Source organism: Acidocella aluminiidurans (assembly GCF_055383125.1).
Map to the genome: position 1 here is coordinate 2,935,795 of NZ_AP031589.1, position 12,263 is coordinate 2,948,057.

General features: G+C 62.5%; 10 protein-coding genes. 3 read left to right on the top strand and 7 right to left on the bottom strand.

Annotation, left to right across the window (positions count from 1 at the left end):
• Positions 1 to 137 precede the first annotated feature (137 nt).
• Positions 138 to 371, top strand: a complete 234-nt coding sequence (locus ACZ46S_RS14500; RefSeq protein ID WP_008494169.1) for a DUF1127 domain-containing protein — start codon at positions 138 to 140, stop codon at positions 369 to 371.
• Positions 372 to 522: 151 nt separating this feature from the next.
• On the opposite strand, the gene smc is transcribed toward ACZ46S_RS14500, so the two are convergent.
• The 3 genes from smc to ACZ46S_RS14515 all read right to left on the bottom strand — a co-directional run bounded on the left by smc (position 523) and on the right by ACZ46S_RS14515 (position 5,323).
• Complete coding sequence (smc, locus tag ACZ46S_RS14505) at positions 523 to 4,053, bottom strand: chromosome segregation protein SMC (RefSeq protein ID WP_464062295.1); 3,531 nt, start codon at positions 4,051 to 4,053, stop codon at positions 523 to 525.
• 103 nt (positions 4,054 to 4,156) lie between these two features.
• Entirely contained in the window at positions 4,157 to 4,774 is a 618-nt protein-coding gene (locus ACZ46S_RS14510) for a DsbA family protein (protein ID WP_464062297.1), read from the bottom strand.
• 60 nt (positions 4,775 to 4,834) lie between these two features.
• Positions 4,835 to 5,323: a DciA family protein gene (locus tag ACZ46S_RS14515; RefSeq protein WP_464062298.1), complete on the bottom strand. Its 489-nt coding sequence runs from the start codon at positions 5,321 to 5,323 to the stop codon at positions 4,835 to 4,837.
• A 101-nt stretch (positions 5,324 to 5,424) separates the two neighbouring features.
• Here ACZ46S_RS14515 and ACZ46S_RS14520 point away from each other — a divergent pair, with 101 nt between their 5' ends.
• Positions 5,425 to 6,327 (top strand): A/G-specific adenine glycosylase, encoded by a 903-nt coding sequence (locus tag ACZ46S_RS14520; protein WP_464062299.1) that lies wholly within the window; start codon positions 5,425 to 5,427, stop codon positions 6,325 to 6,327.
• On the top strand, positions 6,308 to 7,333 hold the full coding sequence (locus tag ACZ46S_RS14525; RefSeq protein ID WP_295737996.1) for a dipeptidase: 1,026 nt from the start codon (positions 6,308 to 6,310) through the stop codon (positions 7,331 to 7,333). Before ACZ46S_RS14520 ends, ACZ46S_RS14525 begins: the two co-directional genes overlap by 20 nt.
• 131 nt (positions 7,334 to 7,464) lie before the next feature.
• Here the strand turns inward: ACZ46S_RS14525 and qatD are convergent, their stop codons facing one another.
• The 4 genes from qatD to ACZ46S_RS14545 form a co-directional block, all read right to left on the bottom strand.
• Positions 7,465 to 8,190 carry a Qat anti-phage system TatD family nuclease QatD gene (qatD, locus tag ACZ46S_RS14530; RefSeq protein WP_464062302.1) on the bottom strand — a complete coding sequence of 242 codons (726 nt, stop codon included), beginning with the start codon at positions 8,188 to 8,190 and terminating at the stop codon, positions 7,465 to 7,467.
• Entirely contained in the window at positions 8,187 to 9,512 is a 1,326-nt protein-coding gene (qatC, locus tag ACZ46S_RS14535) for a Qat anti-phage system QueC-like protein QatC (RefSeq protein ID WP_464062303.1), read from the bottom strand. Before qatC ends, qatD begins: the two co-directional genes overlap by 4 nt.
• 1 nt (position 9,513) lies before the next feature.
• On the bottom strand, positions 9,514 to 10,038 hold the full coding sequence (locus ACZ46S_RS14540; RefSeq protein ID WP_464062305.1) for a hypothetical protein: 525 nt from the start codon (positions 10,036 to 10,038) through the stop codon (positions 9,514 to 9,516).
• Between the two features lie 239 nt (positions 10,039 to 10,277).
• Positions 10,278 to 12,086 carry a KAP family P-loop NTPase fold protein gene (locus ACZ46S_RS14545; protein ID WP_464062306.1) on the bottom strand — a complete coding sequence of 603 codons (1,809 nt, stop codon included), beginning with the start codon at positions 12,084 to 12,086 and terminating at the stop codon, positions 10,278 to 10,280.
• Positions 12,087 to 12,263: the final 177 nt, after the last annotated feature.

Consider the following 12,263-nt stretch of genomic DNA (forward strand, 5'->3'; position numbering starts at 1 on the left):
CTGACTCGGCGTTCGCACCTGCACAAAAATTCCGCGAAATGCCCTATATAATGCCTCGAAACGGCGACGAACTGGTCGTTTCCGGAACGCAGCTGGCTCATCCCGAACCGGCCGTTCCATTAGAGAATAGGTGAATCATGTCGACGACTATCCATAACCGTACCACCCTGGGCAAGCTCGGGTCGCTGGTGATCTCGCGCGAGGCTCCCGTCGCCGCCGAGAGCAAGACGGGTGGGCTGCGCCGCTGGTTCAAGGCCTGGCAGGCCCGCCGCGCTGTCGCGAGCGAGCTCTACGCCATGAATGAGCGTGACCTGAACGATATCGGCATCTCCCGCGCCGATATTCCGACCATCCTGCGGACGGTTCGGTAACAACACGCTCCCCTTGGAGCTGGTACAATCAAGGCCCCTCGCGGGGCCTTTTTTGTTGCCGCTGGCATGGGATAAGCCCCCAGCGTTTTCCGCCCCTTTTTTGTAAAAAAGGGGCGGCCCCAAAAAACTTTTGATAATTTGAGCGGTTTTTTTATTCCGCCGCCATCGCGTGCCCCGGATCCACCATGTCCATCGCCCGGTGGAAATCCACCGACAATAGCCGCGAAACCCCGCGCTCCTGCATCGTCACCCCATAAAGCCGGTCCATCCTGGCCATGGTCAGATGATGATGCGTCACCACCAGGAACCTGGTCCCGGTCTCGCGCACCATATCCTCCAGCAGATTGCAGAACCGCTCGACATTCGCGTCATCCAGCGGCGCATCCACCTCATCGAGCACCGAAATCGGCGCCGGATTGCATTTGAACACCGCGAAAATCAGCGACAAAGCCGTCAATGCCTGTTCGCCACCGGAGAGCAAGGACAGCGTCGAGAGCTTCTTGCCCGGCGGCTGCGCGAAAATCTCCAGCCCGGCCTCCAGCGGATCCTCCGACCCCACCAGCGCCAGATGCGCCTTGCCGCCGCCGAACATGCGCGCGAACAGCCCCTGGAAATGCTTGTCCACCTCGGCGAACACCGTGTTCAGCCGTTCCCGCCCCTCGCGGTTCAAATGCCCGATCGAGCCGCGCAATTTGGCGATGGCGGAGGTGATCTCGTCGCGCTCCTTGTCGATGGTGGCAATCGCGGCCTCCGCCTCATTCACCTCGATCTCGGCGCGCAGATTGACCGCCCCCATCTCCTCGCGCTCGCGCTGCAAACGCTCCCAGCGCTTGCGGGCCTTGTCCTCCACCTCGGTGTTCAAAACCTCAGGCGGCTCCGGCAGCTCAGGGTTGGCCCCCAGACGCTCCAGAATCCGCTCCGCCACCGTGCCCCAAGCATGGTTGGCGGCGGTGATATTGCCCTCTTCACGCGCCCGGGCTTCACGCGCCGCGCCAAGCTCGCTCTCGGCGGCGCGCGCCACGCGCATCGCGCCTTCGTTCGCGTTCAACGCTTCCTGCAAGGCTTTCGCCGCCAGCCGATGCGCGGCCTCCGCCCCCTGCAACGCCTCCTGCGCCTCTTTATGCGCGGTCTGCGCCTGCTCAGGCGCGGCATTCAGGCTCTCCAGCCCACTCTGCGCCTCGCTCAGCCGGGCGGTGAGGTCTTTCAGCCGGTCGCCCGCATCGCGGCCACGCTCGCGCCAGCCCTCCAGCTCGCGGGTCAGGCTCTGCAAACGCTGGCCGCGCTGGGTTTCGGCATTGCGCAGCGCCAGCAGCCGGGCGCGGGCGGCGCTCTCGGCCTGCCGCGCCTCGTTCAGCGCGTTGCGCGCCTGCTCCACGGCCAGACGGGCGGCATTCACATCCGGCAACGCCGCATGGGTTTCGCGCAATTTGGCCAGGGCCGCCTCGGCCTCCTGCGCCTCGCTTGCGGCCTGCTCGGCCTGGGCGGCGGCGGCGGCGGCGCGGGACGCCCCGCGCTCCGCCTCGGCGGTCAGCCGGATCGCCTCATTGCGGGCCTTGTCGAAACGCTGCTCCGCCAGCCGCCGGGCCTCACGCGCGGCGGTTTCGGCGGCACGATGCGCCTCGCGGGTCTTTGCCTCATTGGCGCGGGCCTCGCGCTCGGCCGCCTCGGCCTTCACCCGCTCATCGCGCGCCACCTGCGCGGCCTCGCGGGCCACGCTCCGCTCGCGCTCCAGCTCGGTCAGACGGTTGCGCTGCTTCAGCCGCACCGCCGCCTCGGAGGCCGCACCGGCGCGGACGATATAGCCATCCCAGCGCCACAACGCGCCCTCGCGCGAGACCAGTATCTGCCCCGGCGTCAAATTCGGCTGATACAGATCCCCGGTCTCGCCCTCAGGCAATAGCAGAATATGCGCGAAAGCCCGCTTCAGCGCCTCTGGCCCCTGCGCCAGCTCGGCGAAGCTCTGCAGCTTCCCCGTGGCCACCTCCAGCGGCGGCAAAGCCCGCCAATGGCGCGCGGCGCTCAGGTCCGCCGAGGCCGATAATTCCTCGCGCAGCGCCGCACCCAAAGCCGCTTCCAACCCCGGCGGCACGGTGATCTGGTCCAGAATCGGCTGGCTCTCGCGCCCGAATTTCTGCGCCAGCAACGCCGCCAGCGCGTCATATTCGGTGCCCACCTTGGTCGCCGCGGCTTCCAGCGAGGCGGCGCGCGAGCGCGCCCCGGCCAGCTCGGCTTCCGCCACGCTGCGCGCCTCGGCCGCCTCGGCTTCCGCCTTCACCTTCGCCGCCTCGGCGGCGGTCACCGCCTCGCGCGCCCCGGCCAAAGCCGCTTCGGCTTCGGCCCGCTCGGTCTCCGCCGCCGCCACACGCTCGGGCGGGATCAGTGTGGCGGCAATCTTGTCATGCTCGGCCTTGGTCTCGGCGGCGCGCTGGCCCAAACGCCGGGCGCGGCTTTCCGCCTCCTGCAAGGCCCGCCGCGCCGCATCCGCCTCGGCGGCCAGACGGGCGGCATATTCGGTGGCCTTGGTGGAGGCGCTCTCGGCGGCGCGCATCGCCTCCAGAGCCGCCTCGGCCTCATCCGCCGCCTGATCGATCGCCGCCGGCGCGGCGCTGGTTTCCTGCTGCAGCACCTCCTGCTCGGCGACGAGACGCGCCTGCGCCGCCTGCGCATCCGCCACCAGCTTCTGGGCATGGCCATGGTCGCGGCTCAGCGCTTCCAGTCGGGCCTTGGCATCGTTCAGCGCGGCGCGGGCGCGGGCTTCCTGCTCCTTCACCTGCTCCAGCCCGATGCGCGCGCGCTCCAGCACCGTCCGCGCCTCGGCCTCCGCCTCGCGCAAAGCCGGCAGATTGGTATCGGCGGCCTCGGCCTGGGCCGCGCTCTCCTCGGCCTTGGCCGCCGCCGCCGCCACCCGCGCCTCGGCCGCCGCAAACGCCGCCTGCGCGGTCTCGCGCGCCTTCACCGCCATCGCCCGCTGGATGGACAGCAGCTCCGCCTCGGCCGCGCGAATATTGCCGGAAAGCCCCTTATAGCGTGTCGCCTGCCGCGCCTGCTTGCGCAGCTCACCCAGCCGCGCCTCCAGCTGGCCCTTCAGATCATCGGCGCGCAGCAGATTCTGCTCCGCCCCCTTCAGCTTCAGCTCCGCCTCATGCCGGCGCGCATGCAGCCCGGTAATGCCCGCCGCCTCTTCCAGCAGCGCCCGGCGCTCCTCGGGCCTTGCATTCACCAGCGCGCCAACCCGCCCCTGGCTCACCATCGCCGAGGCGCGCGAGCCCGAGGCCAGATCCGCGAACAAGGTCTGCACGTCGCGGGCGCGGGCCTCCTTGCCGTTGACCCTGTAGGCGCTGCCCGCCCCACGCTCGATCTTGCGGGAAATCTCCAGATCCGCCGATTCCTGAAACGGCGGCGGCGCCAGCCCCAGCGTCTCCTCCAGCGTCAGCGTCACTTCCGCCAGATTGCGCGCCGCCCGGCCGGAGGTGCCGGCGAAGATCACATCCTCCATCTCATTGCCGCGCATATTGCGGGCATTGGCCTCGCCCATCGCCCAGCGCAGCGCCTCGATGACATTGGATTTGCCGCACCCGTTCGGACCCACCACCCCGGTCAGCCCGGGGAGGATCTCCACCGTCGTCGGGTCGGCAAAGCTCTTGAAACCGGCAATCCGCAGCCGGGCGAAACGAGCGGGCATGTGGTCTCCTGCGGCAACATCCCGCGGCAAAGCTGGCCTTCAGCCTTGTCGCGGAGATGTGAAAGTCAAAGTCAGGGCCTCCAGCCGGGGCTGAAGTCCCGGTTTAGCCTCCGGCCGCCTTGGCGATCAGGGCGGCGAAATCCTCGTAATCCATCGCGCCCGGATAGGTCTTGCCGTTCAGCACAAAGGAGGGGGTGGCGTCGATCTTATAGGTGGTCTCGGCTTCCTTCTGGCCGGCGAGAATCCATTTCGCCAGCGCCATGTCGTTCCAGGCCTTGTCGTAGGTCGCCTGGTCCATGCCGGCCAGGGCGGCATATTTGAAGATCGAGGCGTGGTAATCCTCGCCCTGCTGGAAGGCCCAGTCATTCTGGCTGGCGAACAGCGCCTCGATGAACGGGTAATACTCGTCCACCGGCAAATAGCGTGCCACCTGCGCCGCCTTCAGCGCCACCTGGTCGAGCGGGAAATCATGATAGACGATGCGCAGCTTGCCGGTATCCACCAGCTTCGGCTTCACCTGCGGCATCGTCACCGTGCCGAACTCGGCGCAATGGGTGCAGGTGAGGGAGAAGAACTCCATGATCGTCACCGGCGCCTTGTCCGAGCCGATCGAGCGCTGCGTCTCGGTGGCCGGAAGGGCGCCCGAGTCGGCCCAGGCGGCGCCTGGCATCAGCGCGGTGGCACCCACAACAGATAGTATTGAACGGCGGGTAATCTGCATGTTGTCTCCTATATATAGTGTAGCCAAAGACCCTGCCGGGAGTCCAACCCGGCGTGAGAGTTATCCACGGGATTTTAAGCCCTGATAGAGCCGGGCCAGCGCCTCGCCCAGCTTGCCGGACGGCAGATCCGCCGGCGGGGGCACGGGATGGCGCGGTTTCGGGCGGGCTGGCGGGGTGGCGGGCGGGCGCGGCGCCTGCTGCTCAAAGCGCAGCCGCTCGATCATGCTCTGCCCCAAAGCCAGGTTCAGCCGGCCGATAATCTGCGGGGCGGCGAGTTGCAGCTCCATCGCGGTCGGCCCGGTGCAGCCCAGCGTCAGCGTGCCGCCGGCGAATTTCAGCGGCGCGGCGCGCGCCGCCAGCTCCGGCCCGGCCAGCTGCGGCCAGTCCGCCATCAGCTGTGCCGCCGCCGGGGCGCGCCTGCGAAAGGCCGGACGGGTGATCGGCGCCAGCACCGCGGCGATGCCGCGCGGGCCGAAATTGCGCGGCGCGGCTTCCTGCGGCACAATCGGCGCCCGTGGCGCACGCTTCTTCTTCCCCTCCTCCGGCACGCAAACTCCTCTCATGGTATCACCGCCATCGCCGTCATCTGCCATGGCGCTCAGCCCCTGGCGAGCATGCCGACCCCTACCATGTCTGGCTCTCCGAAATCATGTTGCAGCAGACGGTTGTGGCAACCGTGCGGCCTTACTACGCCAGATTTCTAGAAACCTACCCCACCGTGCAAGCGCTCGCCGCCGCCAGCGTGGAGGAGGTCTGCGCCCTCTGGGCCGGGCTTGGCTATTACGCCCGCGCCAGAAACCTGCATAAATGCGCGGTCGCGGTCGCGGCGCTGGGCGAATTCCCTGATTGTATCGAAGGGTTACGCGCCCTGCCGGGCATCGGCCCCTACACCGCCAACGCCATCGGCGCGATCGCCTTCAACCTGCCGGTGCTGCCTGTTGACGGCAATATCGAACGCGTCGCCGCCCGCCTCTTCGCCATCACCGACCCGCTGCCGGGTGCGAAGAAAACCATCGCCACCGCCGCCGAGGCGCTGATGCGCGACAAAGCCGCCCGCGCCGCCCCCGGCGATTTCGCCCAGGCTCTGTTCGATCTCGGCGCCACCATCTGCACGCCCAAATCCCCCGCCTGCGCGATCTGCCCCTGGATGGCGCATTGCGCCGGCCGCGCCCAGGGCATTGCAGCCAGCCTCCCGGCCAAGGCGAAAAAGCCCGAGCGCCCGCGCCGCCAAGGCATCGCCTATATGCTGCTGGACGCGCAGGACAATGTGCTGCTGCTGCGCCGCCCGCCCAGCGGGCTGCTGGGGGGCATGCTGGCCCTGCCGGAGACCCCGCCGGTGAAAACCAGCTGGCGCGATGCCGGCGCCATCGAGCATGTCTTCACCCATTTCGCCCTGACTTTGGCCGTGAAGGTGGCCCGCGTGCCCGCCCTGCCGGCGGGCGCGCTGCACGCCCCGGTCGGCACCGCCCCGGTGCCCTCGGTGATGCGCAAGGCGCTTGACGCCGGCTGCCTTGCGCTCAACCATGCGAGGAATGGAAAACGATCCGCATAACGGCCTGCTGGCCATCGATACCCATGTCGACATCCCCTGGCCGGAAGGCCCCAGCCCGTTCGAGGACGGGCCGCGCTGTGTCGATCTGCCGAAGATGCGGCAAGGCCGGGTCGGCGCGGTCTGCTTCGCCGCCTATATCCCGCAGGGACGGCGCGACGAAGCCGGGCATGAGGCCGCCACCGCCCGGGCGCGCGCGATGCTGGATGCCATCGCCGCCATGGCCCCGGCGGATGGCGCCGGCGGCATCTGGGCGACCAGTGCTGGCGCCATCGAGGCCGCTTTCGCGGCGGGCAAGCCCGGCATCGTCCCGGTCATCGAAAATGGCTACGCCATCGGCAAGGAGCTGGCGCTGCTGGACGAGTTCGCGGCCCGTGGCATACGCTACATGACCCTCACCCATAACGGCCATAACGAGATCGCGGACGCCGCCATCGCCCTGCCCACCCTGGGCGACCCCGAGGCGCTCTATGGCGGGCTTTCGGATTTCGGCCAGGCGGTGATCGCGCGGATGAACGAGCTGGGCGTGCTGATCGACATCTCCCACGCCTCCAAGGCGACGATGCTGCAGGCCGCCGCGCGCTCGCGCACCCCGGTGGTGGCGACCCATAGCTGCATGAAAACCCTCTGCGACCATAAGCGCAATCTGGACGACGAACAGCTCGACGCGCTGGCCGCCACGGGCGGCCTCGCACAGATCACCATCGTCTCCAATTTCCTGCGCCCGAAAGCCCGCGCCGCGGATCTGACGGTGGAGGACATCGTCGATCATGTCGATTACGCGGTGAAACGCATGGGCGTGGACCATGTCGGCATCGGCACCGATTTCGACGGCGGCGGCGGCGTGCGCGGCTTCATGAATGCCAGCCAAACCCCGAACCTGACGGCGGCTTTGGCCAAACGCGGCTATGGCCGTGAAGAGATCGCCAAAATCTGGGGCGGGAATTTTCTGCGCCTGATGCGAAAGGCCGAGGCCGTGGCAGCGGAGTTTAGGGCGGCGGCGGAGTAGGGGGAGCTAACGAATGGGGCGTCAGATGCTGAAGGCTAGAGTGGGCCGATAACGGAATGGCAGCTCTCGGATTGAGACACACGGAAACGGACATTATAGGTTAACGGTCAAACTCACTTCTTAAGGTGCGTCTAAGACACTAACCGCCTAAAATTCTCTCTGATACAGGAAGCAGCATCGGAAGCCTCTATTTTCCATGCGTTCGAGCACGCTAAAATCGCGTCGGCGACATCACCTGGCTGAATAGGTATCCCGGACCGCTGAACAAATGGCCCGTCGGTCTCCGTTAGGACGCGTTCGAGAGGCATCTCGGATAGCAATTCCATTCCCTTCCGCCCCCGGACCATAGCTGGTCCAACTGAAAACCAGCAGCCTATATCAATTGCCCGCCGCAACTGTGATTTGGTACCGCTAAACCAGTGAAGTACAGCTATGCCCGCATCAGGCTGACCTGCAAGCATGGCCAATACATCATCCGCAGCACCTCGGCTGTGGACTGAGAGAATGCGTCCGCCAGCCCGCGCACTTGCTTTCAGGATTTGGTCGAAGCACGTCCTCTGGATTGCGGCATGCTGGCGGAACTCCGGTGACCCATCCAGACCAATTTCGCCCACATATTTGGTCTCGGGCAGCAATCCCTCGAACAGCGCCAGCTCCCGATGCCGCTCGTGCGCAATCTGAGGATGGAGGCCGAGAGCCGTCTTAATGCGCTCACGTCCCTTGGCCAGCGCCATGGTTCCGCGCCATGCCTTCGGGGTAGTCGTCACCGAAAGCACATACGCGCGTTCCGCCGCGCATCTAGCCGCGACCTCATGAGGGTTGGGATACAAATCTAGATGGCAATGGAAGTCAATCAAACTGGGATGCCGTTGGCAGTGAAATAGCTCTTTGCCTCCCTCAAACCACGCTCCACCACTGCCTGCAATGCCGAATATTTCGTCACATCAGATGGCAGCGGCCCGGACGCGCGGACCTTGCTCGCCAATTTCGGGGTTTCGAGCCAGCTCACGCCATTGGAGAACGCCAGCAAATCTGCGCGCTGATTTTCATCTTTGAGAACATCTGGGAGAAGCTGATGGCGGTAACACGGGTATGTCGGGTCCTTTATACCCGCAGAGTGGAACGACATCCTACGTATTAAACACGGAACACACCGACCACACTGCTGATGGCTACGTTTCCATTTTCCACAGGATACCGTTCTCGCGGCAACCTTGCCCAGAGCGACCTTGTCTCGGCAGTCTTTGATCATCTCGCCCTTGGTGCTGTATTGATATGGGTTATCGATATCGATACCAAAATCCAGCGCATCGAAGGCTTGCTGCATCAAACCCAGATAATGCGGATGGGTGGTGCGTGTGCTCAGTGAGCCAATGCGGCGTAATGTTAGGGGGGGATTGATGGCAATGAACCCGTTCTCGGGCACAAACAATGGAACACGAGGCATTCCTGAGACTTGCTTTACGGCGGACGCTGCAACCGCGGCCATGGCTAAAAAGTCGAAACTTCGGCCTCTCATGGTCGTGTCGGACGGGCGCTTCGGTGCGCCGGGTGGTTGCTTTCCCCACCGCGGATTGGCCAAGCACGCGAACCTGGGTAGTTCGCTAAAAATCGACCGCTGTATCTCCTCCTGTCGCGCTTGGTCATTTGCATACGCATGACTTACCAATACCGGTTTTCTTCCTCCAACCTTCAAATCAATTACACCGATAGTGCTGTCCAACCCACCTGAAAAAAGGCATACTGAGTCGACGCCGCGTAGATTTAGAATCTTCCCTCTTGTTTGCCGCTTCGGCGGAAGCCGTCCCCCGTTCCGCAGTTCAAGCGTCCACTTGTCGCCGGTAAGAAAGCTGAGTGCCTTCTCTAAAGTGGGGACTACAGGTCCAAAAGCATCTGGTTCAGCTACAGGCACGCTCACATGGAGCTCTCGTCCCCATCCCACATCAGAGGTATTCTCTCGCGTCGCGAAGGTGTCTGCAGCCGTTACCGCCATCGCAATGCTGAGGAAATCAAAAGACCTAACGGACGACTTCACGCCAAGCCGACGGACAGCATCTATCACCGGGCTACCGATACGGGCATCTTGGGGTCGTTTGAGAGCATCATACATGGCAACTGCCACATCGGCCGATTGCCCTCTGGGAAACCCGGATTGCCCATAAAGGAAAACGTCAACCATTTTAGTTCTCCCAGGCCCTTAGGACTTTTTCAATGCATTGCAATTGCAGACGCTCAAGTTGAGTTTGATTCATATTTCTTATGCCCGCCTCCACCAGCGGTATCATGCTGGTTTCAACCACCTCTGCGACCGTTGCCCTGAGTTGGTTTTCGCGATCCATCTGCTCGCGACCAGATGCTGCCTTGTCAAAGGATTCTGTTCCCTCCGACATTATCTGCTCGACGATGCACGCCTCAATGTAATTGGTAATCATGTCTGCATACGTGGCGTCATCAAATCCTTGGAACCGTTCAACATCAAAATCGGCCTTTCCTTGAAGGGCTTGCTCAAGCGCCTCCCTGAGCGCCGCCTCAATTTTGTCGCCATCGCCATTCTCGGGCGTGAACGCTCGGACAATGGCATCAATCACCACATCAATGGGAGCGCCACGCAGAGCGTCCAAATTGACGCCCGCGTGTTCCAGCGCAGTCGGCAGTCCGCCACCAGTGTTGAGCGCGCCAAACATATTCGACCCGGCACGAGCCATCGCGCCGAACCTGCGAGACCCGGCGGCAGCACCGCCCATCGTCGTGCGAGAAAAGTGTCTGAGTGCGGAGTTCAGATGGTTTCTAGAGCCAGTCTTAACGAATTTCCCTAGATTTCTTCTAAAGGCTAGGAATCTCTTATTTTCGGGTTCCGGAAGCGGGTCTGGGCCACCTCCGTCCGCCCATTCAGGCACCAATGGCGCGCGGGGGCCGGTGCCAGGATGGGATGCCGACGTACCCATTATCTTCTACCTTCTGCTAACGGCCCGTTCGCTGCCAACGATGCCTTCAGCCAGGAAGGAGTATTGCTCCCAGTTGCTTGCAAAGCGAACGCTCTAAGCGCAGGGGCGCATGCTGGGTATTGAGTCGCAAGAAGTATGGCTCCTGGCCACTTTGCGGGACGAATTCCCCAATCAGCATGGCTACGCATCTCCGAGATGAGTGCGTCCATTACATCTTGGAGTTCTGCAGTAGGTATTTTTTGGGCCTCTTGAATTCCGGCCGGAGAATTGGCTTTTCCCGCAGCACCTAGAACCCTCAAAGCTTCTGTGGCGACTTCCGATAGCCCACGTCTCTGCCCCATGAGCGCGACGGTGTCCCTACTAAGCTGAAGCGTAGGCCGCAGATCGTGCTCCGCGAATTGCGGCTCTAGCTTAATCCAGTCGGCGAGGAACCTCTGATGCTCCTTGTCTTGCCACGGAGCGGGACTCGCTGCAGAAAATTCCTCAGCATCTTGCGTTGTCTCCATTTTCTCTAAGAAGTCAGGCCGACCGTTTTCTGCCGCTTGAATAGCTGAATAAAGATGAATGGAGGCTGCCTCGCCCATGCAACGCTCAAACAAGGCGAGCTTGGCGATGAGAGTTTCTTCAACAGAAACGCGTCGTAGCTTGGCTAGCTTTGCACGAATACGAACCGTATTGAGAATCCTCTTTATGATGCGAGGATTTCCATTGATTGCCAAGGAATTAGACAACAGTGGGGACATGCGGTCAGCCATATCAAATGCAGCAACAAGCTCGCCGGGAGGATTGGGGGACAGGATGGACAGCGCTTTGCGGACTGACAGTGGGTCTTTACCCCATGCCTGCCGAAGGTTATCGTTTAGCTTCTCCTGAAGCTCGTCCACTTTCGACTTGTCGATGTCGTTACTTGCGCTGGCAAACAATAAGAACAGATAGCTCCGAATTTCCTGGATACCCAGCTTTGGAACTCGAACTGGAATTTGGATTAATTTGTCGAGATAGTCGGTAACCAAATGGTCGGTCTTGGTGGTTTCGAAATGCTTTGAGACTGAATGCCTTATCATGTCCTCGTCTGCCGCAATGCAAAATGCGGTATTCTCCATAAACAAGAAGAGGCGGAGGGCTTCCAGTGTGTGAATGGTCTGAGGCGGCAGACAACGGTCGAGATTGTCGATAAAGACAACAAGAGTTGCCTTGAGCCCCTTCAGCACCTCGCCGAATTCAGAACGAAAGGCCTTAATCTCTTGCGGGGGGGTGGCGTCCACCTCTGGCCTTATCAAGCCGTCGGTCTTTTCCTTAACCTCCTTTCCAGCGTCTTTTAGGTCTTTAAGGTTAGACGCGCTCGTGTCACCTTGCGCAATCCTGCTGGCGGCATTGGCCGCCTTAGAAATAAACCCGAACGTTGGAAAGCCTGCCATTGCCGCACCGGCTTCGCCTATAAGGCCAAGCAACCGCAGCTTGTCGACACGCTTAAAAAGACTTTTCGTCTTCTCCCATAGATCCTTGTCTTCTTGCTTTACTTCGTCGAGTAGCCGACTTGCTATCGCCTCCAACAAAGCAGCTCGCGCGTCGTCATAACCCTGGTAAAGCCAAGCGTCGAAACGAACGACTATGAATTTCCGCTCGTCGGTATCCTTCGGTAATTTTTCTTCGATGAGATTAAGCATCGAAGACTTCCCTGTGCCCCAGCTACCAGAGACACCAACCGACAAGGGGAGCATTGCAGGATTACTGAGAAGCTCTGCGACCACCTCGGCCAGTTCGGCATAGTTTAGAAAATCCTGCCGCGTCTCGACGTCTGACCACATATGAGAAGACTCGTGAAATTTGGCCGACTCGTAAAGCCAGCACTTGGGAAACGCTACCATAATTGATGCGGAGTCGCAAGAACGGAGGATATTGTTCGGTCACGAAAAAGGAACCGACAAGTTTCCAGCGCGCGTCCTTCAGACGCCAACTGAGGAGGGATTGGCGCGTTGTGCCCC